The following is a 26,468-nucleotide window of genomic DNA, read 5'->3' on the forward strand; positions in this document are numbered from 1 at the left end:
ATTTTCCGAGATTATATCACAAGTTTTTTCATTAACATTCATCAATCGATTAAATAATTGTGGACTAGGTCACTTTATTTTTTTTGGTGAAATAGCAAACGTTTACTTTAGGAGAGAAAATAAGAAAACAATCCAGAATGAAGGTCCGTATAAGGTGTGGGTGGAATGCTAATTTATAGAGGTATGTGCTAGATATGATGTTTTTATGGTTGGATTATTCTGAAAGTTATGTTTTGTTTGCAGATTTATCAATAGTATCACAAAAAAAATTGAATTATCAGACTTGCAGAATTAGTTTCCGGCCCTATAATACTGAAAACCGGAGCGCCTGCCAGCGCCCCGGTTTTTTTGTGCCTGCTATCTTGGTTTGTTAACTGCCTTCTGCCAAAGGCAACAAGAGATAGTAGAGCCATTATCGATAATACGAGGAATTTATCATGCGTATCGAACAAGAATTAAAGTTAGGCTTCAAAGATGTACTGTTTCGTCCTAAGCGTTCAACACTGAAAAGTCGCTCTCAAGTCGAATTAACCCGCGAGTTTACATTTAAGCACAGCGGTCGTCAATGGTCTGGTACACCTGTAATTGCAGCTAATATGGATTCTGTTGGTAGCTTTGCTATGGCAAAAGCACTTTCTGAGCACGGTGTAATGACTGCGATTCATAAGCACTACACAGTTGAAGACTGGGCTGGCTTTGTTAAAGAGAACGATGCATCTGTTCTTAAAAACGCAATGGTTTCTACTGGTACTTCTGAAGCGGATTTCCAAAAAACAAAAGACATCATGGCATTAACAGATGACTTGATCTTTATTTGTGTTGATATCGCAAACGGTTACTCTGAGCATTTAGTTCAATACGTAGAAAAAGTACGTGCTGAATTCCCAGATAAAGTGATCTCTGCTGGTAATGTTGTTACAGGCGATATGGTTGAAGAACTTATCCTAGCTGGTGCAGATATCGTTAAAGTAGGTATCGGCCCAGGTTCTGTATGTACTACACGTGTTAAAACTGGTGTTGGTTACCCACAACTTTCTGCAATCATTGAATGTGCTGACGCAGCGCACGGCCTTGGTGGTCGTATTATTGGTGACGGCGGTTGTTCATGTGCTGGTGACGTTTCTAAAGCGTTCGGCGGCGGTGCTGATTTCGTAATGTTAGGCGGTATGCTTGCTGGTCACGAAGAGTCGGGCGGTGAAGTTATCGAGCAAGACGGTAAGCAATTCATGAAATTCTATGGAATGTCTTCACAAAGCGCGATGGACAAGCACTCAGGTGGTGTTGCTAAGTATCGTGCAGCTGAAGGAAAAACCGTACTATTACCATTCCGTGGTACTGTTCATAATACGATTTCTGACATCCTTGGCGGTGTACGTTCAACTTGTACATACGTAGGCGCGGCGCAGCTTAAAGAGCTAACTAAGCGTACTACTTTCATCCGAGTACAAGAGCAAGAGAACAACGTTTTCGGTAAAGAGTGATAGCTCGATACTTCGGAAATAACGAATAATGAAAGGTCGCATTTAGCGGCCTTTTTTTTGGTCTAAAAATGATAGGTGGCGATAAAGTGGCGACAGATAAGTAAATTTTCATTTTCCATATTCTTCAGATATGAGTAATTATGCATATTTACTGAGTTACTTAAAAATAGCTTAAAGGTTTTTTTGTGATCGAACGGATTATAGTATTTTTTAAACAACTGCCCTGAGGTTCACTTAGTTCGCTCTTGCAAGAATACGATAAATTTATGCGAAAATTGTAGTAGTAATAAAGAAGGAACACTGGGAGTATATTTGTTATAAGATTTTAGGAACTGATATTTAAATGATTAATAAATTGCCTCGTAAATACTTGAGAAATAGATCTCTTTTTTTTAATATTTTTTCGATTTTTACTAAACTTTGAAACAATTAATGCGTTGTTACTACCTTTGATAGCATAAATAATGCTCTTTTTAAGACGTAAATGAGCATAATCTAATGAGATCTTTACAGAAACTAATTTGTTTTATACTTGTACTTATTGCACCAACTTCCGCTGCATTAGAGAATAAACAAGTAATTAACATCATTGAGTCCGATACTCCCCCTGTTGGTGTAGTTTTTGAAGTTATGGAGTGGGAAGATGGAAATTTTGAAGAAGTGCTTAAAACTATTGAGCGTTATTCAGAAGAATTAAAATATCGACACCCAAATATTGATTTTGCTGTAGTGAGTCATGGAGCGGAACAATTTTCTTTGTTAAAAGAAAATGAACAATCAAAAGGAAATATTCATTTGCTCACTCAATCACTTGTCGATGATGGTATTTCCGTAGAGGTATGCGCAACTCATGCATCTTGGAGAGGGAATGAAAAGGATGATTTTGCAGAGCATATAAAGGTTGTTGATAGAGCCCCTGTAATGATTAGGGAGTATCAGAGTAGAGGTTACATCTTAATTAGATTATAAATTAACTCGAATTAATGTTGCTGATGAAATGCAATTGAATAAATATTAGCGATATTGTCCTAAAAAATGGTTAATATCCATTTTGTTCTAAGTTTTTTATTTGGTTTTAAGCGAATTTTTTAGTTATTATTTAATAGTAAATAGAGGGCTGCTTATTGCGTGCGGCCCTGTTTTATCTAAAAAATAACTGGGTGGGGATGTTAATTATGATAGTACCTTTCACCATCAATGACCCAACTTGAAATAACGTTTGAATCTCTTATTTCAACTTTAATTTCTGTCATGTTGCGTGCTCCTTTACCCAACAATTCAGAATAAAGTTCTTCAGCTTCTCTTTCTGCTGTCGCTTGACCTGACACACCTAGCTCTTTTGGTACGTTGTATACAAATTCAGGTTTCATGGCAATCCTACTCCTTTTAGATTAATTCTTCTAAACCCTAGCATAAATTTTTTTATAGTAAATAAACTGATCTCTCAGAAATTAAATGACAAGGTAGTAATTTATTAATAATCATTAGTTTATTAAAAAAAGCACAGTCATTGTAGTGAATGAAATGTTGCTTTTGTATGGTTTTGATGAATGATTTTGTTTGGTAACTGAGTTTGATTTCTTTAAATTGAGATGAAGTCTCATTTTGTAAAATAACAAGATTGATTATGTGGTTTGCTGTTATATATTTATTCTTTTTTTCAATGAGAAGTAAATGCCAAGTAGAAAGAAAACAAACGAAATTTTCAGTGAAATGCGTATCTTCTTTAAGATCTTAGCTGTTGTCTTATGTGTGTTTTTTGCTTGTTATTTTTTATTTAATACAGTGTCTTTAGCGCGGCTTGAACGGGCAGTAGTTAATGACTATAAAAGTATTTATTCGATCAGTCGTCGTTTTTCATCTTACTATAATAATGTTGATTCAGTTTCATTAGAAAAAGGTCGCTATTATAAAAACGGTGTTGATATCGTGGTAAATAGTGACACTAATGTGAAAGTGCTTTCTATTGGTATCAAAAAATTACGTACTGAGTTAGAGAAGTTGATTGGTGATAATTTATGGACTATCGCAGTGTTTCAAAACCCATCGAAATATGTCCATTTTGATCCTTTACGAAAAAACTACGAAATGTTTTATCAAGAAGGGAATAAGGATGTAATTGAAGATATTGTTGATAAAGAAAGTCTTAGGGCTACGTATCAATCATTCTATGGATGTAATTTAAAATTAACGGAAAAGTATAAAGAAGATGAAACACACGAACTTATCCGTTCAATGTTCTATCCTATCTATAATAAAAAGCATTTAGATTCCTTACTTGTGGTTGATATTAAAGCCTCTTTACTTTACGACAAAGTGACTAAATTTAACAAGGAATACAACACGGTTATTAACTGGCAAGGTAGTAACACTTATCAGAAATCAATGTATTTACCTTGTTCTGAGCAGGATGAGATCACCCTCGGAATAGGTTTTGTAGATGTGTTCAAAGAAATCCTCATTCCATCTATATTGTTTGCATTAAGCTTTTTCTTTTTACGAGTGAATTATAATCGACGTAAATATTTATTGCAGTTTGATCGTATGACGGGTTTTTATCGCCGTGACTTTTATGAAAAACGACTTAAAAGAATGAGAACGCACGCTCTATTGATTATCGATATCGATCATTTTAAACGCATTAATGATACGTATGGGCATAAAAAAGGCGATGATGTTATTCAAGAGATTGCTGAGCGCATTTTAGGTACTATTCGCCGAAAAGACGCTGCAATAAGATGGGGTGGCGAAGAGTTTTTGATCACATTCAAGTCACTAAGCTATGAACAGTTAGAAGTTAAAGCTGAAAACATCAGAGCTGCGATTGAAAAAGAACTCGTTAAAAAGTTAGCAATTACGGTATCAATTGGTGGTGTTGTTGACGCAGATATGTCGTTTTCTGAAGCCTATAAACTTGCTGATTCAGCATTATATTTATCTAAAGAAAATGGTAGAAATAGAGTCACAATGGCAGATTAACCACCTGGGGTTTGGCTAAGGAGTTAACTTGTGTTTCGGACTGTGCCAAAATGCTCTTAATGGATATGTATCGTTTTAATTGAATTTAAATAGGAATAGGTAGAGTGAATATGAAGCATGAGATCATTAGCGATTTAGAAAACCGTTATACAACTAAGAAATACGATCCGAGCAAGAAAGTATCGGCAGATGATCTTGCGGTATTACTTGAGGCGTTACGATTATCAGCTTCATCCATTAACTCTCAGCCATGGAAGTTTGTGGTAATCGAGTCTGATAAAGCCAAGCAGCGTATGCATGATTCCTTTGCCAATATGCATCAGTTTAATCAGCCTCATATCAAAGCGTGTTCTCATGTGATCTTGTTTGCACATAAATTAAAATACACTCGTGATGATTATGAAGTGGTTTTAAATAAAGCCGTTGCCGATACTCGTATTACAGAAGAACAAAAAGAAGCCGCATTTGGTTCATTTAAATTCGTAGAGTTAAATTGTGATGAAGAAGGCCAACATAAAGCGTGGACGAAGCCACAAGCCTATTTAGCTTTAGGTAATGCACTGCATACGTTGGCTCGTTTAAAGATAGATTCAACCACGATGGAAGGGGTTGATAGCCAGTTATTAGGTGAAATTTTTGCTGATGAATTAGCTGGATATGAGTGTCATGTTGCTTTAGCGATTGGTTATCATCATATAAGTGAAGATTATAATGCCTCTTTACCTAAGTCTCGCAAAGCATTTGAAGATGTGATTACGATTCTTTAGATTCTTATTGTTTTGGGATAAAGAAAAGCCAGCGTGATAGCTGGCTTTTTGTTTTTAAGGCTGTTTATTTAAGGTTAATAAACTTTTTTCACTGGCAGTTTACGCAAGGTGTCATAGTGTTGACCTACCATGTTAATGTAATCACCTGATTGGTATGCTTTAATCATCTCTAATGTTAGTGTCCAAGCAAATTGGTCCGCTTCATTTGCTCCAGTAAAGCCATCATACAGAGCGTAACTTGTAGAAAGAAGTGTCGCATCAAGGCTAGCATTTACGTACGCCATTGTATAATCAATGATAGAAATCACACTGCTGATACTATGCTCTTTACCTGTATTCGACGTTACAGTGCCCGCCTCTAAGTCATAAATAACATCAGGTTGAGATAGAACACCATTAATTACTGCGTTAAATATCTGATTATTCATACCATTGCTTAAATCAATCTCACCTGAGGCAATTTGTGCTTTATATGAATTAATAATCAATTCAATAAATGGCGCATCCAAAGCAAGAATAGGTGTATGGAATGTTGATTGAAAACCAGCAACGGGTTGCCACGCATTGAGAACATTCGTTAAGGTTTCAGATGACGTATTATCAAGGGCAACTTTGGCTGTATAACCCTCACTAGTAAACAGTTTAGAGGCTACACGGTCCGCTAATGCGTTATCTTTAGTGATTGTATAGTTAATACCGCTAATTGAAACCGTTAAAGCATCACCACCAAGTAAATCATATTGATCAAGTTGCTTACTTAAACTATTACGTTGCTTTAAAGCCGTCTCTGCAAATGTATAGTCTTCTGTTTGCATTTGTTTTGTGCCCATAGACAAGATCATGCTAGACATATCGGTACGAGCGTAACTGCTTAACCCATAAAAATTTAGAATCCCTTTTGGTAGAGGAGGTAATGATTCAATAAGTTGAGTCACGTGCAGATTTACATCAATCGTTGGTTCATAAGCCACATTAGTACTATCTACAAACTCAACCGCATTAGTTAGCGATTCTTTGGCAACTAGGTGCGCCATAATTGCATCGTATTCTGCTTTTACCCCTGGTAAATCGAGCAATGAAGCAAATGCACCTTCATCGGTGTAACGTAAAGAATAACGACGAGCTAATTGATAACTTGCTAATCCTTTGTCTGGCCACATACCAAGTACTGAAACGGCATTTGAGTATGGGTTCGCAGGGTCAAATGAACCTACTGAGTTTAAGAACTTTGAGTTAATTGATTTTGCATGAATTTCCGTTGCACCGTGTAAAGATTCTATAATTGGTTTTGCTACGTCATCAAAACAGTCTGCTTGTGTAATATCATAATTACTTGGGATTTTATAACTTTGTGCAGACAGTGTTTCACCAAGAGAAATACTACGCATTGTCCCTGTGCGATCGGTAATAATACATTGTGATTCAGGTGTTCTTAGAATGTCTAAGAAAAACTCAGACGCTTTTTTAGCACCATAAGCATAATCACATAACCATGAATTACTTGCTCTTGCATTACGGTCTTCGGTGTAAACACATGAACTTGGATTGGCAGCGACTTGTTGTAAGAACGCAGTCGGTTTGTCTGATGGAGACGCATCACCAAAATCATGGAATAATTCATCAATACGCTCGTTGTCTTCAATCATATCGCGCATTGTATTCATTTCACGGAATCGACGGATAATGTATGAAGGATAATCAGAGTTAAAGATCCCATCACGGTATAATCCCGCATTTCTAGAGTCGTAACTATCAAGATATTGTTGCCATTTATAGGTGGCAATCTCTTGTAGGTTTGTTCCTTCATCAAAGCGATTACAATCACTATTTAGAGAAACATTGCCATCGGTACAAAAAGCATATGATTTGCGTGATAGGCCTAATACATCATCAAGGTAATAAAGAACACCGTGCTCAGCAAGTGGCTCGCCATTAAGTGCGGCGGTATCTAAGCGAGAAAAGTCACAAGTATAGTTCGATTGGCCTGTTGGCTCTCCTTGTTCATTAAGAACTGGAGATTGTTCGGCACAAACCATAAGGGATTCATTTTCAACTGTTGATCCGTATTGACTGTAAAACGAATTTGAATAAGCCGCTTCACCACCATCAGCCGATCGTTGCTCTTCAGTCATTGGAGAGGCTTCAACTAAATCGAGTTTTCTCCCATAAGCAAACTTAAATGCTGCAAGATCATATAATCCCCATGTTGGAATTTCATCAAGCATACTTGGGGCATAATCCATAGTAGAGCTGTATGCTGGAATATTACTCAAACCAAGTAATCGAGATTGTTCAAACGTTAAATAGTTGTCAATATCATTTGAGCCTTTAAAGTTATGGCGCAAACCGACATTATGGCCAAGCTCATGAACAAGAGTATTCGCATACGTAGTTACTGTAATCGCATCTGCTGCAATCGCTTGTAGGTTATCAGGCAGTAGAGCCCATGGTTTTAGTGTTTTTGTGACGACTCCTGTTTCAGCATCGGTAATGTTTGTGAAGTAACCTTCATCAGTCAGTGGTAAGTTGTCAATTACCGCTTTGCTTGATGATGATACCCATGATGCTTCGATAGGGTAGACGTTATTTTCACTCCAAAAAGCGATACGTTTTTCTTCAGCTCGTACAATATCTTCTAGATCCATATCATCATGAACCTGAGTTAGTTCTGTCGGTGATAGGTTAAATTTGTTTTGAATTCGCTGTTGTGCCAAAAACTCAATCACATCTTGCTCACCAAGAGATGGGGTTACGTGATTATGATCTGCGTGATTGGTTTGTAGAAATTCACTCACTGCCTTGTTTGTTTGCAACTCAGCACGTTGAGCTACTGACGGGGTTTCATTTACGGGAGGTAAACCGTTCATTTCTAATTGACCGCGGTTATATAAACGCGCCATGTTGTCCCAGTAGTAAGGCACACCAGTACGAGCAACACCTGAATATTGGTTTACATGGGCTTTAATTATTTCTCCGGTTACAGGGTTGGCAATAGAGGGACCATAGCCTAATAAACCATTATCTAGAGGCTCATCGACAAGATTAATCACGTTATAACGTAAATCGCCCGAATGAATGCCAGCTGCTTCATTTTTATTGGCAATTTCAATCATTGGTTTGCTTGAGTTAGGTTCAAGTAAACGCAATGTTTCGTTCATTTTATTAACAGTATTAATTGTTGAGTTTAGGAACAGTTTATTTTTTTCTTCAAAAAAGTTATCCGAAAGATAGTATTTGATCGACCCTTTAGTAGGATTAAAACGATTTAAATAGGTGACTGAGTCATACTTATTAGTGATTGGATCTTTCTTTTTCGTTGTTGTGGTGAAAAAACCAATGTCATTTTCATCGTTTACTGGATATAGAATAGGTTTGTAGTCTTCAGATGCTACATGGCTTTCATGAACTAATGAATAAAAGAAGCGAGCTTTAAATGACCCTTTCGCCATTTCTTCTTCCATTGCTGACCAATCCATGTAACGAGATAGTTTGTCAAAGTTGATCTTAAATGTCTGTTCAAGCTCAAAGTTTAACACGCCTTCTTTTGGGTCAAATTCCCAAGAGATTACTTCTGGAGATCCTTGAGGCGTTAAGCCATCTTTGGTCCCATACAATTCGTCCCAGTTAAGATCACTAACGAGGGTTGATTCTGGATCTGGCGTAAAGTGGGTGTTGTTTCTAAAAGTGGTATTGCCAAGATTGGGATCTGAATCTTTCTCTTCAACGTTAGTACAGTCACCATAGTTGTCTTCACGACATTGGTATTTTGCGTAGCTACCTGGAACGGTCATTACGTGGGGAAAGTTTACTTGATCGTCAGAACCAATATTATTTTGGTCTTGTGGTAAACAGAATCCATTTTTATCTTTAGGTAATACGAGATCAGGGTTGTTGTTGTCATAACCGCGAACTTCTAGACCTTCGTCAGAAAAACAAAGTTCAACATAACGGCCCATACCTTGTAAAAAAGGAAATTGAGTAACGGCAAAACGAGGTGCAGCGCCGGTTGTTGGAGCATAGAACCAACGGCCATCAAGGCGAAGATCTTGAACTTGAACTTCGGTTACGTCTTTATCTAGGGCATCGTATTCTTGTTCTTCAGGCGCACAGCCAGATAGAGTTGCGGTAATCGCCGCGGCTAAAGTTAGTTTTCTAAATATCATATTGTTCACATCCTGTTATTATTTTTTTCTTCCTTAAAAGGAGTAAGTCATGCCAAGTGAGTAGGTTGCTTTGGTTTCATCAAAAATATCAAAGCTGCCTAATGTCCCTTGTGCTGCATCTGCATAAACACCTGAAGAGGCGAGAGTTAAAGAGATGGAGAGATCATCTCGAAGGTTATAACCGGTACTTAAGCTTCCTCCATAACTGTAACCATCAGCCCAACGCCCGTTGTAATTAATTGAAGTACCACCGAGTGCTGACGCTGAGACAAAGGCATTACCAAAGCTATAGTTTGCTGCAACTAAGAGGGATAATCCCCAAGAAGCATTAACGTTACCTGATGGGGAGGTTGTGTATTGATGGAAGTTTTTTCGTATTCTTGGTGCGAGGGTTATTCCCACATCTGCAAGTTTGAATGAAACAGGTGTTTGAACTCTAAATGCCGTATTTAAAAAGCTGTCTTGAGATGCTTGTGATGTCGGGATTGAAAATTGACCGCTTATGGAGACGTTCCCAGTATCACCAAAAGTCAGTAATGATGAATGAGAGAGACCGACAACGGTGTCCGTTGAATAAAAACTTTCTGCATTTTGTAAAGTACGATAACCACCACTACTGGTGTATAAAGAGTAGTTATCTAAAAAATTCATGAATAGTGAGCCATGAAATGATAAAGCTCTGTTGGAACGATGATCTGACGCTTGAAAGAAGTTACTGTCGTATCCAAGGGACAATGAACCACCCCATGAGCTTGTTGATTCTTCTGTTTCTGATGTTATTTCAGATCCTTTTTCTGTAGTTTCTTCGGCTGACGCAGGGTGGACTAGCACGAGAGTGCAGCCGATGAAGCGAGATAGCAGTAATTTTCTAGTTGTATTTGTCTGCATAAATGACTTCCGTGTAAATTAAAACGCTCTTCTATGAGCAAAAGTTAGTGTTATAATTAGCCCGTCATAAACTTGACGGTGTAACATATTTGTAACCTTTTCTCGGGTGGTACTGCAATTGCTTATATTAATATCAAGGTTACGGTCTATATTTTGAGTTCACAAACGTCAAAAAATGAAACTGAACTGGTAATTTTAAACAAGATGAAGTAACGTTAATTTTAGTCGTTAAATAACAGCAAGGAAGTAGTTATGGGATTTTGTGCAAGTTTATTATTAAATGCATTAAGAGTTAAATTAAAAGAAAATGATCTAACTTATAATGAATTATCATTAAAGGTTAACGTGCCTATTTCAACGTTGAAACGTCATTTTCACAGTAACTCTATTGGTATTGATAAATTAATGGAGTATGCGACCGTATTAAATACCAATATTGAAGAGCTCTCTCAAATTGCTCGAGATATTCATAATAGAGAAGAAGGAACAAGAACTGAAGTTTTGGATGAGGTTTTCTTTAATCACCCCTATTTATATGATTTCTTCTATGAAATACATGTAAAAGGGCGAGCTGTTGATGAGGTTGCACAAGAAAATAAGCTAACTGAACAAAGTGTCTATATCTACTTGAGAGCCTTGGAAATTATGGGTTTGCTAGAACTTAGATCTGATGGTATGCCTTGTTTCTTAACCCCGCCATATTACACTTTCTTTGAAGGATCTAAGCTCGATAAGCTTTTTACTGAAAAATTACGATTAGAAGTGTTAACACAAGACTGTAGACCAGAGGTTGGAATGTCTCGTGTCTGTTTAACACAAGAACAAATAGATCAGATCTCAGAAATGGTTTATGAGAAAGTACAACATTTTCATTTTCAAAATAAAGAATCAAAAGAAAGTGAGTTAATTAGAAAGAATATATTACTCAATGTAACAGCAGGTAATTATATACACCTTTCTGACGGGCTTATAAATATTGACTCTATTTTATTAAAAGAATTATATGAAACGGTTAATTGTGATGACACTAACTAGGATATGATAATTTAGAATAAATAATACGAGCCAGATCAACTTATATAAATGATAATGTTTAGTGAAAAATTAACCTCACGATTATGTTACCAAGTTATTTCTTGTTTTCTGAGGTTATATACTAATTTCAGTTCAAACCGTTTGATTTGGTTTTAGTTACATTTCACTTAATTTTCATCTTTTATGTATTATAATGGTGGTAGTATCATTTTTATAAGGTTGAATGATGAAAACAGTTCCAAGCCCTAAGTTCTCATGGGCACTACTTTCCCCAAGGTATTGGTTTCTTTGGATATTCTTTTTTGTATTGGCATTATTAGTCAATGTACTGCCATTTTCTATCTTAAAATCAATTGGATTTAGCTTGGGAAGGCTCTCTAAAGGGTTACTTAAAAAACGAGCAATTATTGCAAGAAAAAATCTAAAATTGAGTTTTCCAAACTACACGTCATCAGAAATAGAAAAAATAGTCACTGAGAATTTTCAAAATACAGGATTAGCTATTGTAGAGATGGGGATGGCGTGGTTTTGGCCTGATTGGCGAGTTAAACGTCATGTCTCTATTATTGGTAAAGAAAAAATCCTTGCGCAAGAGAAAGAGGGGCGAGGAGTATTAGTTGTTTGTTGCCACTTTTTAAATCTAGAAATGACCGCTCGAATATTCAGTCTTTTTGCTCCAGGCTACGGAGTTTATCGCGCTAACAGTAACCCTGTGTTTGAGTTTATTCAGCATCGCGGTCGTACCCGTAAAGGTCATCAGATGATTGATCGTCATGATGTTAAAAGCATGATTAAAGTTCTTAAATCTGGCAATCGTCTTTGGTATTTACCTGACCATGATTATGGTAAGAAAAACGCAGTGTTTGTACCATTTTTTGCGGTAGAAGACGCTGCAACTACGACAGGCTCTAGTTTTTTAATTGATATGTCAAAGTGTGCGGTGATGTCTGGTTGTAGTCTACGTAAAGGCAATAACTATACTTTAGAAGTCGGAGATGATCTAAGTGGTGACATTCCTCGTCGAGATGCCATTTCTGCCGCTAAAGTTCTGAACCATGAGATTGAGCGATTAATAAAGAAAGGGGTATCGCAATGGATGTGGCTACACAAACGCTTTAAAACGTTACCAGATGATGCAGTAGAACGTGATCGCTATAAAAATGTAAACCTTAATGACTAGGCTTAATCATTAGTTTTTACAGTTAGAAATGAAAAAGCCTCGTTTAGATCTAATTAGATATAAACGAGGCTTTATTATTTAAGGACTTAATTCTACTAAGTAGTGATTAAGTCCTTTTTTATAGATTAAGCTAAAAGCTCTTTTGCTGTTTTCACTGCATTTTCAGTAGTGAAACCAAACATTTTGAATAGTTCTTCAGCAGGTGCTGATTCGCCAAACGTTGTCATACCGATGATCTTGCCGTTTAAACCAACGTACTTGAACCAGAAGTCAGCAATACCTGCTTCAATAGCAACACGTTTTGTTACTGCTGATGGAAGTACTGATTCACGGTAAGCTTCATCTTGCTTATCAAATGCATCAGTTGCTGGCATTGATACAACACGTACCGCTTTGCCTTCAGCAGTTAGTTGAGCCGCAGCTTCAACTGCAAGCTGAACTTCAGAGCCGGTAGCGATAAAGATTAGTTCAGGTTGGCCTTCACAATCTTTAAGAATGTAGCCACCTTTAGCGATGTTAGCTACTTGCTCTGCATCACGATCTTGTTGTGCAAGATTTTGGCGAGAGAAGATAAGTGCTGATGGACCGTCGCGACGCTCAATTGCTAGTTTCCAAGCAACTGCAGATTCAACTTGGTCACATGGACGCCATGTGCTCATGTTTGGTGTTAGACGTAGAGAAGCAATCTGCTCAACTGGTTGGTGAGTCGGACCATCTTCGCCAAGACCGATAGAGTCATGTGTGTATACTTGGATATTCTGAATTTTCATCAGAGCAGCCATACGCATAGCATTACGAGCGTATTCCATGAACATTAGGAACGTTGCGCCGTATGGTACGAAACCACCGTGCAGAGCGATACCATTCATGATAGCTGTCATACCAAATTCACGTACACCGTAGTGAATGTAGTTACCAGAGAAGTCGTTTGCTTCAAGCGACTTAGAACCAGACCACATAGTTAGATTAGAAGGTGCAAGGTCAGCAGAGCCGCCCATAAATTCAGGTAACATAGCACCAAACGCTTCTAGTGCATTTTGAGAGGCTTTACGTGATGCGATGTTTGCAGGGTTTGCTTGAAGATCAGCAATGATTGCAGATGCTTTTTCTTCCCACTCTTTTGGTAAATCACCGTTTACGCGGCGAGTAAACTCGGCTGCAAGCTCTGGGTATGCTGCTTCATAAGCTGCAAATTTCTCGTTCCACGACGCTTCCTTAGTTGCGCCTGCTTCTTTCGCGTCCCATTCTGTGTAAACTTCTTGCGGAATTTCAAATGCGCCGTGCTCCCAACCTAATTGTGCTTTCGCTGCTTTAATTTCTTCAGCGCCTAGTGGAGCACCGTGACAGTCGTGTGTACCTTGTTTGTTTGGAGAACCAAAACCGATGATAGTTTTAGTACAAATCAGAGTAGGGCGAGGATCGGCTTTTGCTGCGATGATTGCAGCATTGATTGCGTCAGCATCGTGACCATCGACAGCAGGAATTACGTGCCAGCCGTATGCTTCAAAACGTTTAGGAGTATCGTCAGAGAACCAACCTTCCACTTCACCATCGATAGAGATACCGTTGTCATCCCAGAAAGCAACCAGCTTACCAAGACCTAATGTACCTGCTAGAGAACATGCTTCGTGAGAGATACCTTCCATCAGACAGCCATCACCCATGAATGCATAAGTGTAGTGGTCAACGATGTCGTGGCCTTCTTTATTGAATTGTGCCGCTAATGCTTTTTCAGCCATCGCCATACCAACTGCATTCGTGATGCCTTGGCCTAATGGACCAGTGGTTGTTTCGATGCCTGGTGCATAACCGTACTCAGGGTGACCTGGTGTTTTAGAATGCAGTTGACGGAAGTTTCTAAGCTCTTCAATTGGTAACTCATAACCTGCTAGGTGAAGCAGAGAATAAATTAGCATAGAGCCGTGACCGTTAGATAGGATAAAACGGTCGCGATCAGCCCATTCAGGATTTGCAGGGTTATGGTTTAGGTGTGAACGCCAAAGAACTTCAGCGATGTCAGCCATGCCCATTGGTGCGCCAGGGTGACCAGAGTTTGCTTGTTGTACGCCGTCCATGCTTAGAGCACGAATAGCATTAGCTAGATGTTTACGGTTCATAATGATTAACTCGAATATTTGAAAATGAAGGGCTGAAAGGCTCAACCCGATTTGAATATGATGACGAGCTAGAAGCTATAGACGCTTCGCTTCTAGAAACTATAAGAGCATGGAATATGCACGTTGAGAGTGTTACTTATAACGTGATTGCTTTTGCCCTTATAGTAGCGAAGCGTTCTAGTTTCTAGAAATTATAGTTTAGCTGCGATCATGTCTTCTAGCTTACCTTGGTCAACCGCAAAGTTACGGATGCCTTCAGCCAGTTTCTCAACAGCCATTGGGTCTTGGTTGTGATCCCATAAGAACTCAGCGTGAGTCATTGCTGCTGGACGTTCTTTATTACCGTTAGTATCAATCAGTTTCTCAACCACTTCACCAGTTGCTTCTTCAAGCTCTTGAAGTAGGTTAGGGCTGATAGTTAGACGGTCACAACCCGCAAGCTCAAGAATCTCACCGATGTTACGGAAGCTTGCGCCCATTACTACCGTGTTGTAGCCATGTTCTTTGTAGTAGTTGTAGATACCAGCAACAGAGATAACGCCTGGATCTTCAGATGCTTCAAAATCACGACCTTCTTTTGCTTTGTACCAGTCCATGATGCGACCAACAAAAGGAGAGATTAAGAACACGCCAGCTTCAGCACATGCACGCGCTTGAGCGAAAGAGAATAAAAGCGTTAGGTTACAGTTGATGCCTTCTTTTTCTAAAACTTCAGCAGCGCGGATACCTTCCCACGTTGAAGCCAGTTTAATAAGAATGCGATCGTTAGTGATGCCTGCATCGTTGTACATTTTGATCAGTTGGCGCGCTTTTGCAATGCTGCCTTCAGTGTCGTAAGAAAGACAAGCGTCTACTTCAGTAGAGATACGACCTGGAACTACTTTTAGGATTTCTTTACCGATGCTAACAGCAAGCATGTCACATGTATCTTGTACTTGTTGTGCTTTATCGTTGCTTTGAGCTTTTGCGTATTCAATTGAAGCGTCAATTAGTGGCGCATATTCTGCGATTTGAGCTGCTTTAAGAATTAGAGAAGGGTTAGTGGTTGCATCTTCTGGTGTGTATTTTGCGATTGCTTCAATATCACCTGTGTCTGCTACTACTGTTGTTAGTTTACGAAGTTGTTCTAATTTAGTTGTCATACTACTTACCCTTACTGATCACATGCTATTTAGCATCTTCTTTGAAAGTCCGTCTCGCTGCCATCACGATAATCTCTATGAGCAAATGCGATGGTAGTGAACATTTGATAGGTTGATAATTGTGTTTTCTGACTCAGATGTCAATGGCAAATCGAAGATAGTGTGAGAATACATGAATTTTTATGTGAATATTTGAGGGAGATCGTTTGCGCAAAGAAGCAAAGCCTACGGCAATGGATTAATTTGCACTATAAATAAAGAAGTGAGAGCTGATAAGGGATACAGAAAGATTAAGAGCAAATAAAGCTTCAGAGCTGAAGGTGAAAAAAAGGCGGGCAACTAAGTGTTGTTCCGCCTTAAATTAGCAAAAATAATGAAATTAAAAATCGTTATAATCTTTCAAGTTCAGGGGTTGTGCTTGATGATCTATTTGTCGATGATAATTTCTTTTCTATATTGCTAATTATTTGTTTTGTAGAGTTATTACTCGTATCTCTTGCATATTGTTGTTGGCTTAATTGAGTGATTAGCTCTTTAATAGCAGCAACGTCAATGCCTTGTTTATTCCACTGTTCATAGTGGTCTGCAAGGATCTGATGAGCAAGAATTGTATTATTTTCTTTTAAAGCAGAGATAAGCGCTTTACTGCCATTACCTATCACTATACTTTTTTGATTGGTAGATGTGTTTATTGCCTTTACTTTTGTGCGGCTAACAGCCCAACCAATCGCGGTAAATAACCAAAGAAGCGCAAAAGCAAGGGTGGTATATGGCCAAAAACCATGATCAACTTCACGTTTTACTATGGTTTCTGGCTGAGCATTTGTTTGGGTCTCGATCTTTTGCTCATTAATGTGAGTGCTTGGTGTCACCGTTAACGTCAGTGAATCGAGTGTTGCTGTCTCAGATTGACGTGTTTTACTGTTCCACCATTGAATTGAGACCGCAGGTAATTTTACCGAACCACTGGTATGAGGGATGATCACTTGCTTAATGGTCATCACGCTATTGCCTTGGCTGTCTTTACCGATTACAGGTTTCTCATCGTACATGCGAACCGATTTAGGATAGTCAATATCAAGCTTTGGTAATTTCTCTGGTGGAACATCTGCCATCATTAGCGTGATTTGACGTGTAATGGCAGTTCCGGCCTCTACTGTGGTATCAGATAATGGCTTCCCATCAACTAGCCATTGCTGCCCTAGTTTTAAATCCGTAGTCGGTAACCAAGTACCTGTAAAATCAGCAGGTTTTGCTAATACCGTTAATTGGTATTGTTTAGGGCTGATGTTTAATGGGATTAATTTGGTGCTACGACCATAACGATCGGTTTGCACTAATCCACCAGTAAAGGCTAAACCATCAAAGCTTAATTTGCCTGCTTGGCTTGCACTGACGCTGAAGGCTTGTTCAACCACAGTGGCTTGCAGTCCATCAATCACTGTTTGGTATTGCTTGCTTTCACCAATAGGGGAGAACTCAATACCAGCTCCTTGTGGTGTGATGATGTTTGGATCTTTTAAACGACGAATATCCGCAAAGATAGCAATCTTGGCATCAAATTGAGCGGTCTCACCTTCATACAATTCATCTTTAGTTAGCGAGCCGCTTACTTTAATAACATCGCTGCTTTTTGGGGCGGTAGCATCTTTAGTCACACGAATTGTTATTGGGTTAGTTTGCTCACCAGCGACATTCATGCTCGGAATGGTTAGCGTGCCCATTTTTGTTGGGGCAATAGAAACCGTCCACTGGCTTTGTACGCTATAGTCGCCATTCACTAGTGAGCGTGAGCTACCAAAGCTGACTTGGCCACTGCGAAAATCAGGCGCCAGTTGGCTAGGGTCAAATTTACTTTGATCGGCACTTTTATCGACAGAGACCATTAATTGAATCACTTCGTTTTCAGTGATTTGGTTTTTACTTACTGTAGCAATGGCCTGAGCGTAACTTGCAGAGATACCACTAACGCATAATGCGGCAAATAAAATCACTTTTTTGATTAGCGCTGTCTTTTTCATAGAAGCCTTCATTGTCGAACTCTTTACAGTAGAGTAGGGACTGGTTTGTCTTATACTCATTTAAACTACCATTCATTCTCAGAAGCTTGTGGTGCTTCTTGTTGTTTTGCTTGCAGATACAATAGGGCGCGCAGCAGTTCATCTTCTTTTGCGCCTGATTGTTCTAATTTTTGTAGACGAGGATCGGTTTTAATGGCGTCACTGTCGGCTTTTGCTTGTTGTGATTGCATTTGAGCTTGTCGCTCTTTTTCTTCGTCTGATTTAGGTTGCTTATCTTCTTTATCACGAGCTTGTGTGGCTTGTTCTTTGTTTTTCTTCTCTTGTTCCTTTTTAGCTTGATCTTTTTGTTGCTGTTCTTGAGAAGAAGCCTCTGACTTATCTTGTTTATCAGACTGTGATTTATCATCAGATTGAGATTCATTTTTCTGCTGATCTTGTTGTGGATCTTGAGATGGTGAGTCTTGTGAATCTGAAGATTGTTCAGAGCCGTCTTTGCTGTCTTTATTCTCTTGGTTTTGTTTGTCCTGTTTTTTATCTTGCTTGTCGTCTTTATTTTGATCCGATTGTTTATTTTTATCGTCTTGCTGCTGTTTTTGCTCTAGCGCTTTATTGACTATATCAAGATTCTTCTTCACATCTTTCATATCTGGATTGTTTTTTAGTAAAGACTCGTACTTCTCTTTTGCATCTTCCAATTGACCACTTTGTGCCAAGGCATTCGCAAGATTGTATTGAGATTGAGTATCTTCAAGACCGGTTAAACTCTCAATCGCGCCCTTATAATCTCCAGCTTTGTATTGAGCGGCTCCTTTCCATTGTTTGGATTTGAACTGCTCGCTTGCCGCTTGATAGTCTTTTTGCTCAAATTGTTGATGCGCGCTGTAATCGTCAGAAAGTAAGCGGCTTGATAGGTCTGTACTTGCCATAGACTTATCGACAGGCAATAACACCAACAATAACGCTAAGAACATTCCCTTTCTAAAGCAAAGTAGTGAGAAGAGTACCAGAGGGAAAAGCAGCCAATAACCATGATTGGCACGACTGTTTACCTGGGTATCGCTGTTTTGTGTTACTTGCTCTAATGGTGTTTTAGTTAAACGAGCAATGGTTTCAATATCACTGTTATCTGATTGAATAAGTTGAGCGACACCATTGGTAGCTTGTGCCAGTGTCACTAGTGGATCGGAATCCAAGGTTGCGACAACGGTGTTACCAGAACGATCGGTTAATAACTGACCTGAAGGTAATTCAATTGGTGCGCCATTTTTAGTTCCGATACCTAATAAACTGATGCGCCATTTGGTGCCTTTAACGCGACTCATCACTTTATCGAGCTGTTGGTTTGATATTCCATCAGTCAGCACAACAATGTCGCCTTGTTGATGGCCTGATTTTTTCATCATCTCAATACTTTGATCAACCGCGGCTAACAAGTTACTGCCTTTACCTTTATAAGGCATGATCTCTGGCGATAAATTAGTGATTAAGTTATTGAGTGTTTGGCTATCTTCAGTTAACGGACTAACTAAGTAACTGTCAGCGCCATAAGCAACTAAACCGGTCATGCCTTCTTTCCAGTAAGGCAGTAAATCTTTCGCTTTGTATTTCTCTTGAGTTAAACGATTTGGTTTTACGTCGGTCGCATACATTGAGCGAGACATATCCATCACAAGCACTCGCGCACCTGAGAGCTGAAAACTTGGTGAGTCTTTATAACCAAAACTAGGACCGGCGAGGGCAGTAGTCACACATAACCACGCGAGAACTAAGCCAAGGGTAAAGCCATTGCCTTGTGTCTTTTGAGTCATTCCCAATTGTTTGGCAATGTGCGGTGCAATCAACCCTGTGGTGTTTTTGTTTTTACGTTGAATAAGCACCAATAACCCAAGAGGGATAAGAGCTAAAAACCACAGTGGATAGAGAAAAGTAAAATTAGCCATGACGCTTTCTTACTCCCACAATAATAAAGAAGAAAAACAGATACCCCATTAACGGATAGCGGAACCACTCTTCATGTGGTCGCCAGGTTTGTGTTGCTTGAGTAATGGGCTCTAGTTGGTCGATGGTTTGGTAAATCTGCGCTAACTCATCGGCATTACGTGCACGGAAATATTGTCCACCCGTCATTGTTGCGATTTCAGTCAGTGTTTTCTCATCCAAATCACGCGCGGTATTGACGGTTTGCTTGCCAAAGAAGCCTCGAACCTGCATTTCACCGGCACCAATACCGACCGTATAAATTTTGGCATTATTGTCTTTGGCAAGTTGCGCTGCTTCTAATGGTTCGAGTACTCCGGCAGTATTGCCACCATCACTTAATAAAATAATGGTTCGTTGCGGAGCATTACTTTCGATAAAGGTTTTAGTCGCTAGCCCTAAGCCTTCACCCATTGCAGTCATTTGCCCTACTAAACCAAGAACGGTACGATCAAGTTGTTCTTCGACGGTTTTTCTATCAAAGGTGAGCGGGGTTTGTAGATAAGCGTGATCGCCAAACAGTACTAACCCAAGACGATCGCCTTTACGTTCATCAATAAAATCAGACACGACTTTTTTAACCGCCGTTAAGCGATCCACAAAATCCCCATTCTCGGTTTGCATGTCTTCTTCTGCCATTGAGCCAGATAAGTCGACTACGAGCATCATGTCACGGTGTTCAGGCTGAATATCAACCGGATCGCCATACCATACCGGACGCGCTAAGGCCGCAATCAATAACACCCAAGCCACGGACAATAAGCCAGTGTTGATGCGTTTATTCGGTTGCTTATATTCCCCTTGCTCTGGCAATCGAGGAAGGTGAATCGCGGTACCTACGTCTTTTTCTGGAACAAAAAAGTAAAACAGGAAGGGAATAGGTAATAAAAACCATGCCCACCACCAAACGAATTCAAGCATGTTGATGTCCTTTTGTTGATCTTGTTGCTATTACTTTTTTTACCGGTAAAGCATGAGATAGCCAATAACGCACATCATCATAAAAACGTTGTTGATTGGTTTCTGATAACGCTTGTTGTCCGTATAAAGCCTGCTCTAACATGTCAGAACGAGATGAGAAATGGACATTGGCCTGTTTTTTCACGGGTAGCTGTTGTTCAACAAAATGCCACCATGCTAACCCATGCAGTGATGCAATGCGCTCACGAGGAAAATGACTTAATGCCGCTTGTTTTAATAACTGTGCAATGTCACTGGTTTGTTGTGGTGATAATTGGGCTAGCTGTTGTAAGGCAAGACGCTGTAATACGCCTTTTTGACGTTGACGACGTATAAGCCAAATTACGGCGATAACCAGTAATAACACACAGACGATGAGCCCATAACCCGTGAGTGATAACCCCCATGAGGGTGCGGCAGGTAAATGAATATCCGCTAATGGTAATATGTTGCTTGCTGGTGCTTGTTGGGTTGAAGATAAAGACATTACATGGCTCCTTTATCTTGTTGTGATGGATCTTGTGACGACGTCAGTTGCGATAATAACGGCAAGCCTGATGACAAACAGTGCAGCTGAATACCCAATTGCATCGCCATGTTTTGCACATACGCTTTATGAAGATTTGCTTGCTGCTCTAACGCTTTTTTGGTCGATGATGAAGAAAAATCTAACCATGCAGATCGCTTGTTATCAGAAACATATTCTGTGCCATTAAAGCGAGTTGAACCTTGCTCAAGCGGATCGCTAATCATTACAAACTGCAAACGGTTGTGTTTGCTTAATTGACTGAAGATCGTTTTACACTCATCGGTTAGTGCATAGAAATCACTGATGATCACAATCTCACTGCCTTTAGGACATAAACGCTGTAACTGGCTTAACCCCTTGGCAAATGAGCTAGCTTGCAGTGCGGTATCTAAAGGCTCTGAGTCACTGTTGGAGTTATGCTGCTCAATGATGGATTGCATAAATTGCAGCACACTTTTCTGACGAGAAGAGGGCTTGCAATCAAAGGTCGATAATCCATCAAAGATGATCCCACCGACGCGATCTTTCGCTGCTAACGTTATCCAACTTAATAAACTGGCAAAATGCGCGGCTTGTACTGATTTAAACAGCAATTGAGAGCCAAAACGCATGGTGTCACTGACATCAATAAACAGCATGGTTGGTTGTTCACGCTCTTCACTGTAGAGTTTGGTGTGAGGCTTCCCAGTACGTGCTGTCACACGCCAATCAATTGAGCGAATATCATCGCCCGGTTGGTATTGGCGAACTTCTGAGAAATCCATGCCGCGGCCTTTTTGTCGGCTTTGGTGGCTGCCATTCATTTTTGACCAGACAGATTGGGACGGCGGCAGCCACTGTAATGAATGATTCTTATAATGAACCAATTCATTAAGTGACAAGGTAACGCCATTACTGTGTGGTGGCAGCGATAGAGTAGTCTTTTTCATATAATTACTTTACGACGTTAAGAAGCCGCAACCATTTGTAATAATCGTTCAACCACTTTATTTGCAGTTGTCCCTTCCGCTTGTGCTTGAAAGCTTAACAACAGACGGTGACGTAACACTGGATAAGCCATCGCTTGCACATCTTCAGGGCTAACAAAATCACGACCTGCTAACCATGCATGCGCACGAGCACAGCGATCAAGCGCTAACGTGGCACGAGGACTCACGCCCATTTCTAGCTGTTTCGCTAAGTCTTGGCAGTATTGTTCAGGCTTACGCGTCGCCATAGTAATACGAATAATGTATTGCTCAATCTCAGGCGCCATGTAAATCGACAGCACTTCTTTACGCGCTTTAAATATTTCACTTTGCGCTAAAGGTTGTGGTTTCTCAGCTTGTTCACCTAGGGCTTCACCACGGTTTAAACGAAGAATCGCCAATTCGTCTTCTGCGCCCGGGTAATCAACATCCAAATGCATTAAGAAACGATCAAGTTGCGCTTCTGGTAGAGGGTATGTCCCTTCCTGTTCAATCGGGTTTTGTGTCGCCATCACCAAGAAAAGCTCTGGTAATTGATATGTGTTTCGACCGGCAGTGATTTGTTTCTCTGCCATTGCTTCTAACATTGCCGCTTGCACTTTAGCAGGGGCACGGTTGATCTCATCTGCTAACACCAATGAATTAAAGATAGGGCCCGGTTGGAAAGTAAACTCTCCCGTCTCCTGGCGATAAATATCCGTCCCCGTTAAATCAGAAGGCAAGAGATCCGGAGTAAATTGAATGCGGTGGAAATCCCCTTCGATAGAGTCAGCCAAAATTTTCACGGCACGCGTCTTTGCAAGACCAGGAGGACCTTCAACTAAAATATGCCCATCGGCAAGCAGAGCAATCAATAGTTGCTTCACTAACGCAGGTTGACCAATGACTTGAGATTCAAGATAAGTTTGTAATTGTTGAATTTTTAACGCTGGCATAGTTCACCCATTCTCTGGATTGCTGAGTAATTATTTCTTTGTGACTGATTAAAATCACATTAGTTCCTTAATAGATGAGGTTTAATTTCGATTATTCAACCATTTAGGTCATGAATAAAATTGTAACTATTTATTAAAGCTATTATGATCCAAGTCGATATACAAAATGTCTATTTAAAGCTGTGGAATTAATATGATAAATCTAACAATTAAACAGAAACTCGTCGCCGGCATTGTAATTGCAATTATTGCCTCAACTTCACTTGTGGGTATTGTAGCCCAAAAAAAAGCATTCGAAACATTAGATGAGCGGTTAACCACTCTTGAACTGCCAACCATTCTTAACCAAATTGGTGGTGAGGTGGATAAAGAAGTTGCGGTGATCTCCTCTGCCGCTGAACAGATGGCAAATAACCCTTTTATCATCGACGCTATTTCAGATTCAACCATCTCTCCTGAAGACCAAACAATTCTTATCGCTCAACTTAATCAGTTAAAGCAACAACATCAATTGAATGATGCATCGGTTGCTAACCGTAAGAGTGCTAATTATTGGAACCAAGACGGTTTCTTACGTCAATTAACACAACAACAAGATGCTTGGTTCTTTGGTTTTACTCAAGGTGGTCCTGAGCGAATGCTAAATGTATTCACTGAGCAAAATGGTGAGGTTAAACTTTTCGTTAACTTTCAGCAATTGAATGGTGTGTCTATGGCGGGGCTCTCGAAATCGCTAGATGACATGGTATCGCTACTAAATGGCTTTCGAATTGAGAAGACCGGTTTTGTCTATTTAATGGATGGCAATGGGGATATTAAGATCCATAAAAATAATAGCATCATGGGTAAAAAATCTATTAGTGATGTGGTTGGATCCCAAGAAGCCTCCGTTTTACTTACCAAACAAAACTTCAACTTAAGCCGTATAATGAAAGATGGCCAAGAGATCTTCATTGCATCGCATTACATTCCTTCAATGGAGTGGTTTATTGTTACTGAAGTTCCTGTCGATGAAGTATTTGAAAGTCTGCATAGCTCAACGCAAGAAATCATTCTATGGATCGTTGTCATTATTGCTGTATTTATTACTCTGGCAATTTGGGGAGCAGGTTCTATTACCAATAAACTTAATGATCTGTCATGTCGATTCCGTGAATTAGGAGAAGGTGAAGGTGATCTAACTCATCGTATCGAAATCAAAGGTAATGATGAGATCGCACAACTTTCAAAAGGCTTTAATAGTTTTGTAGAGAAAATTCATAATACCGTATCTGAAGTCGTAGAAACGGGTCATGTTTTACATACAACTGCTGAAAATGTTGCACTCAAAGCAACATCAACACGTGATAACAGTGAAATGCAGCGAGATCAAACCTTACAAGTAGTAACTGCCATTAACCAAATGGGGTCAACCATTCATGAGATCGCCTCTAATGCCGCAAGTGCAGCACAATCTGCAAGTAAGGCAGAAGTAAGCACGCAAGATGGCCGTCAAACGGTGATTGAATCTCGTGATGCTATTACCCAGCTTGAAGGTGATTTAGTTCAAGTGAGTCATGTGGTGGAACAACTTGCAGGAACGACACAAGATATTGGTTCAATCCTAGATGTAATTCGTGGTATTTCAGATCAAACTAACCTATTAGCATTGAATGCCGCCATTGAAGCCGCACGTGCTGGTGAGCATGGTCGTGGATTTGCCGTCGTTGCCGATGAAGTTCGTCAGCTAGCAAGTCGTACTTCAGAATCAACTGATGAAATTCAAAAGATGATAGATCAGCTGCAAACTGAAGCTCAAAACGCAGTAAACGCAATGGAAGCCAGTCATACTGTTACGGCTCGCGGAGTGTCATCGGCAGATAATGCCACTGAAGTGTTAGCGGGTATTGCGTTAAGTATCACTGATATATCAGACATGAACACCCAAGTAGCAACGGCAACAGAAGAGCAATCAACAGTGGTGTACACCATTAACCAGAATATTGAAGAGATCAATGGCATTAATGAGTTAACAACCGCAACAGCACAAGAATTGGCAGATTCAAGTCAGCAGCTGAATGCACTTTCACAACGATTAGATCAATTAGTTGGTGCTTTTAAAGTATAAGCATTTCTTTAAGGTTTACCTTATGTGGGGTTCTCTTGTAGAATCTCACCAATTGTTTTAATGAATTGAGAAATAATCATGAGTGATGTTGAAAAAGATTTGCAAGACATGGTTCAGCAAGAATCAGACAAACCAGAAGTGGCACTGCCTTCAATTGAAGAGCAAAAAGCGATTGTAGCAGAGCTTAAACGCCTAGAAGAAGCGGGTGAATTAACGCCTGAGATCCTTGAAGCGCATTTTGGTAAGTTTAACGCTGAAGATGAAGCCCCAATTCATTAATCGAATTCTCGGGTCTTAATTTAATAAAAATGCCAGTATCTCGCGATGCTGGCATTTTTTATATTTACGTTATTGATTTACCAAGAAAACCTATTGGATTAATGTCGATAACAAACCAATGACACCACCAAAAATACCACCCCAAACCACAAGCCAACCAAGGTGCTTTTTAATCATATCTTGAACCATCTCTTTTACCATTTTAGGTGTGAGTTCGTTTAAACGTTGATCAATGATCTCTTCGATAGTGACTTGAATGTCATCCATCATCTCAGGGCTTTCTAATTCCTCTTTTAGTGCGTTCTTAAACTGATCTTGTTGACTGATCTCTGTTATCGATACTTTCATCTTTTCAATAAAAGGTTCACGCATAGGCTGAATGGCTTCACTGCCGCCCATCATTGCTAACATGCCACCAAATTGAGAGTTCATGATCACCTCAACTAAAGAATCAAACGCAGGAGATAGGTCAATTTTTTCAATCACAGGCTCTAGATTGATATTTGTCGCCGAGGCCATCTCTTTAGATAGAAACTTATCCACGTTTGATTTTGTGAAAAACTGTTCCATCATTAAATGCTTGATACTCGCTTTAAATTCCTCAAAACGTGCAGGAATAACACCAGAGCCATACAAGCCAGGGACTTTCTCAAATAACATGTGAATAGCAAGCCAGTTTGTTAGCGCACCAGAGAAGGCAAATAGGCCAATATAGTATAGGGTATTTTGTTGCGTATAATAACCAACAACTAACAAGAGTAATGAGATTAAATTGGTGATCATGCTTTTATTTAACATATTAAAGCCCGTGAAAGATAAAATAAAAATTTTGTGAAGTTTATCAGCTACTAAAAGCAGACAACAAGTGAAAATGTGTTTTTGATCTGCTTTGTTGAGTGTAGACTGATGAAAGACACATTAAAAGATAAGTATTAGAGGC

General features: G+C 39.5%; 20 protein-coding genes. 8 read left to right on the plus strand and 12 right to left on the minus strand.

All coding sequences use genetic code 11. The features are described 5' to 3' along the window. Positions 1-437: 437 nt before the first annotated feature. Together ED622_RS04760 and ED622_RS04765 are read left to right on the plus strand one after the other, a co-directional pair. Positions 438-1,481, plus strand: a complete 1,044-nt coding sequence (locus tag ED622_RS04760) for a GMP reductase (protein ID WP_122032777.1) — start codon at positions 438-440, stop codon at positions 1,479-1,481. A 498-nt stretch (positions 1,482-1,979) separates the two neighbouring features. After that, the gene (locus ED622_RS04765; protein ID WP_122032778.1) at positions 1,980-2,450 is read left to right on the plus strand and encodes a DsrE family protein; all 471 of its coding nucleotides are present in this window, start codon (positions 1,980-1,982) and stop codon (positions 2,448-2,450) included. Between the two features lie 200 nt (positions 2,451-2,650). Here ED622_RS04765 and ED622_RS04770 read toward each other — a convergent pair whose 3' ends face one another. Next, positions 2,651-2,851 (minus strand): hypothetical protein, encoded by a 201-nt coding sequence (locus tag ED622_RS04770; RefSeq protein ID WP_122032779.1) that lies wholly within the window; start codon positions 2,849-2,851, stop codon positions 2,651-2,653. 304 nt (positions 2,852-3,155) lie between these two features. Here ED622_RS04770 and ED622_RS04775 point away from each other — a divergent pair, with 304 nt between their 5' ends. Both ED622_RS04775 and ED622_RS04780 read left to right on the plus strand, forming a co-directional pair. Continuing rightward, on the plus strand, positions 3,156-4,460 hold the full coding sequence (locus ED622_RS04775) for a GGDEF domain-containing protein (RefSeq protein ID WP_122032780.1): 1,305 nt from the start codon (positions 3,156-3,158) through the stop codon (positions 4,458-4,460). Between the two features lie 110 nt (positions 4,461-4,570). After that, positions 4,571-5,227 carry an NAD(P)H-dependent oxidoreductase gene (locus tag ED622_RS04780; RefSeq protein ID WP_122032781.1) on the plus strand — a complete coding sequence of 219 codons (657 nt, stop codon included), beginning with the start codon at positions 4,571-4,573 and terminating at the stop codon, positions 5,225-5,227. A gap of 74 nt (positions 5,228-5,301) precedes the next feature. Here ED622_RS04780 and ED622_RS04785 read toward each other — a convergent pair whose 3' ends face one another. Both ED622_RS04785 and ED622_RS04790 read right to left on the minus strand, forming a co-directional pair. Next, complete coding sequence (locus ED622_RS04785) at positions 5,302-9,390, minus strand: MoxR-like ATPase (protein WP_122032782.1); 4,089 nt, start codon at positions 9,388-9,390, stop codon at positions 5,302-5,304. Between the two features lie 33 nt (positions 9,391-9,423). Further along, positions 9,424-10,278 (minus strand): hypothetical protein, encoded by an 855-nt coding sequence (locus ED622_RS04790; RefSeq protein ID WP_122032783.1) that lies wholly within the window; start codon positions 10,276-10,278, stop codon positions 9,424-9,426. Positions 10,279-10,530: 252 nt separating this feature from the next. On the opposite strand from ED622_RS04790, the gene ED622_RS04795 reads away from it, so the two are divergent. Next, entirely contained in the window at positions 10,531-11,313 is a 783-nt protein-coding gene (locus ED622_RS04795) for a helix-turn-helix transcriptional regulator (RefSeq protein ID WP_122032784.1), read from the plus strand. Between the two features lie 226 nt (positions 11,314-11,539). Continuing rightward, the gene (lpxL, locus tag ED622_RS04800; protein WP_122032785.1) at positions 11,540-12,493 is read left to right on the plus strand and encodes an LpxL/LpxP family Kdo(2)-lipid IV(A) lauroyl/palmitoleoyl acyltransferase; all 954 of its coding nucleotides are present in this window, start codon (positions 11,540-11,542) and stop codon (positions 12,491-12,493) included. A 125-nt stretch (positions 12,494-12,618) separates the two neighbouring features. On the opposite strand, the gene tkt is transcribed toward lpxL, so the two are convergent. The 8 genes from tkt to ED622_RS04840 form a co-directional block, all read right to left on the minus strand. Beyond that, positions 12,619-14,610 carry a transketolase gene (tkt, locus tag ED622_RS04805; RefSeq protein ID WP_122032786.1) on the minus strand — a complete coding sequence of 664 codons (1,992 nt, stop codon included), beginning with the start codon at positions 14,608-14,610 and terminating at the stop codon, positions 12,619-12,621. Positions 14,611-14,801: 191 nt separating this feature from the next. Continuing rightward, positions 14,802-15,752 carry a transaldolase gene (tal, locus tag ED622_RS04810; protein ID WP_122032787.1) on the minus strand — a complete coding sequence of 317 codons (951 nt, stop codon included), beginning with the start codon at positions 15,750-15,752 and terminating at the stop codon, positions 14,802-14,804. A 389-nt stretch (positions 15,753-16,141) separates the two neighbouring features. Then, positions 16,142-17,773: a BatD family protein gene (locus ED622_RS04815; RefSeq protein ID WP_254052584.1), complete on the minus strand. Its 1,632-nt coding sequence runs from the start codon at positions 17,771-17,773 to the stop codon at positions 16,142-16,144. Between the two features lie 65 nt (positions 17,774-17,838). Further along, positions 17,839-19,713, minus strand: coding sequence for a VWA domain-containing protein (locus ED622_RS04820; RefSeq protein WP_122032789.1), 1,875 nt, complete (start codon positions 19,711-19,713; stop codon positions 17,839-17,841). Beyond that, positions 19,706-20,671, minus strand: a complete 966-nt coding sequence (locus ED622_RS04825; RefSeq protein WP_122032790.1) for a VWA domain-containing protein — start codon at positions 20,669-20,671, stop codon at positions 19,706-19,708. Before ED622_RS04825 ends, ED622_RS04820 begins: the two co-directional genes overlap by 8 nt. Continuing rightward, a complete protein-coding gene (locus ED622_RS04830) occupies positions 20,664-21,197 on the minus strand; it encodes a DUF4381 domain-containing protein (protein ID WP_122032791.1) in 534 nt (177 codons plus the stop codon). Before ED622_RS04830 ends, ED622_RS04825 begins: the two co-directional genes overlap by 8 nt. Beyond that, positions 21,197-22,168 (minus strand): DUF58 domain-containing protein, encoded by a 972-nt coding sequence (locus ED622_RS04835; protein WP_122032792.1) that lies wholly within the window; start codon positions 22,166-22,168, stop codon positions 21,197-21,199. Before ED622_RS04835 ends, ED622_RS04830 begins: the two co-directional genes overlap by 1 nt. A gap of 17 nt (positions 22,169-22,185) precedes the next feature. Then, on the minus strand, positions 22,186-23,142 hold the full coding sequence (locus tag ED622_RS04840) for a MoxR family ATPase (RefSeq protein ID WP_065593597.1): 957 nt from the start codon (positions 23,140-23,142) through the stop codon (positions 22,186-22,188). 193 nt (positions 23,143-23,335) lie between these two features. Between ED622_RS04840 and ED622_RS04845 the strand changes: the two genes are divergently transcribed. Next, complete coding sequence (locus ED622_RS04845) at positions 23,336-25,249, plus strand: methyl-accepting chemotaxis protein (RefSeq protein ID WP_122032793.1); 1,914 nt, start codon at positions 23,336-23,338, stop codon at positions 25,247-25,249. A 78-nt stretch (positions 25,250-25,327) separates the two neighbouring features. Next, positions 25,328-25,528: a restriction endonuclease subunit S gene (locus ED622_RS04850; protein ID WP_122032794.1), complete on the plus strand. Its 201-nt coding sequence runs from the start codon at positions 25,328-25,330 to the stop codon at positions 25,526-25,528. A 90-nt stretch (positions 25,529-25,618) separates the two neighbouring features. On the opposite strand, the gene ED622_RS04855 is transcribed toward ED622_RS04850, so the two are convergent. After that, positions 25,619-26,326: a DUF445 domain-containing protein gene (locus ED622_RS04855; protein WP_122032795.1), complete on the minus strand. Its 708-nt coding sequence runs from the start codon at positions 26,324-26,326 to the stop codon at positions 25,619-25,621. Between the last annotated feature and the right edge of the window lie 142 nt (positions 26,327-26,468).

The organism is Aliivibrio sp. EL58 (genome assembly GCF_900312675.1).
Lineage (GTDB): Bacteria > Pseudomonadota > Gammaproteobacteria > Enterobacterales > Vibrionaceae > Aliivibrio.

Excerpts from the sequence above, each read along its gene's own strand:
- ED622_RS04835 (WP_122032792.1), bottom strand. The coding sequence starts at position 22,168 with ATGAAAAAGACTACTCTATCGCTGCCACCACACAGTAATGGCGTTACC.
- ED622_RS04760 (WP_122032777.1), top strand. The coding sequence starts at position 438 with ATGCGTATCGAACAAGAATTAAAGTTAGGCTTCAAAGATGTACTGTTT.
- ED622_RS04855 (WP_122032795.1), bottom strand. The coding sequence starts at position 26,326 with ATGTTAAATAAAAGCATGATCACCAATTTAATCTCATTACTCTTGTTA.
- ED622_RS04830 (WP_122032791.1), bottom strand. The coding sequence starts at position 21,197 with ATGTCTTTATCTTCAACCCAACAAGCACCAGCAAGCAACATATTACCA.
- ED622_RS04795 (WP_122032784.1), top strand. The coding sequence starts at position 10,531 with ATGGGATTTTGTGCAAGTTTATTATTAAATGCATTAAGAGTTAAATTA.
- ED622_RS04845 (WP_122032793.1), top strand. The coding sequence starts at position 23,336 with ATGATAAATCTAACAATTAAACAGAAACTCGTCGCCGGCATTGTAATT.
- ED622_RS04775 (WP_122032780.1), top strand. The coding sequence starts at position 3,156 with ATGCCAAGTAGAAAGAAAACAAACGAAATTTTCAGTGAAATGCGTATC.
- ED622_RS04785 (WP_122032782.1), bottom strand. The coding sequence starts at position 9,390 with ATGATATTTAGAAAACTAACTTTAGCCGCGGCGATTACCGCAACTCTA.
- tkt (WP_122032786.1), bottom strand. The coding sequence starts at position 14,610 with ATGAACCGTAAACATCTAGCTAATGCTATTCGTGCTCTAAGCATGGAC.
- ED622_RS04825 (WP_122032790.1), bottom strand. The coding sequence starts at position 20,671 with ATGCTTGAATTCGTTTGGTGGTGGGCATGGTTTTTATTACCTATTCCC.
- ED622_RS04765 (WP_122032778.1), top strand. The coding sequence starts at position 1,980 with ATGAGATCTTTACAGAAACTAATTTGTTTTATACTTGTACTTATTGCA.
- tal (WP_122032787.1), bottom strand. The coding sequence starts at position 15,752 with ATGACAACTAAATTAGAACAACTTCGTAAACTAACAACAGTAGTAGCA.
- ED622_RS04850 (WP_122032794.1), top strand. The coding sequence starts at position 25,328 with ATGAGTGATGTTGAAAAAGATTTGCAAGACATGGTTCAGCAAGAATCA.
- lpxL (WP_122032785.1), top strand. The coding sequence starts at position 11,540 with ATGAAAACAGTTCCAAGCCCTAAGTTCTCATGGGCACTACTTTCCCCA.
- ED622_RS04790 (WP_122032783.1), bottom strand. The coding sequence starts at position 10,278 with ATGCAGACAAATACAACTAGAAAATTACTGCTATCTCGCTTCATCGGC.
- ED622_RS04840 (WP_065593597.1), bottom strand. The coding sequence starts at position 23,142 with ATGCCAGCGTTAAAAATTCAACAATTACAAACTTATCTTGAATCTCAA.
- ED622_RS04770 (WP_122032779.1), bottom strand. The coding sequence starts at position 2,851 with ATGAAACCTGAATTTGTATACAACGTACCAAAAGAGCTAGGTGTGTCA.
- ED622_RS04780 (WP_122032781.1), top strand. The coding sequence starts at position 4,571 with ATGAAGCATGAGATCATTAGCGATTTAGAAAACCGTTATACAACTAAG.
- ED622_RS04820 (WP_122032789.1), bottom strand. The coding sequence starts at position 19,713 with ATGGCTAATTTTACTTTTCTCTATCCACTGTGGTTTTTAGCTCTTATC.
- ED622_RS04815 (WP_254052584.1), bottom strand. The coding sequence starts at position 17,773 with ATGAAAAAGACAGCGCTAATCAAAAAAGTGATTTTATTTGCCGCATTA.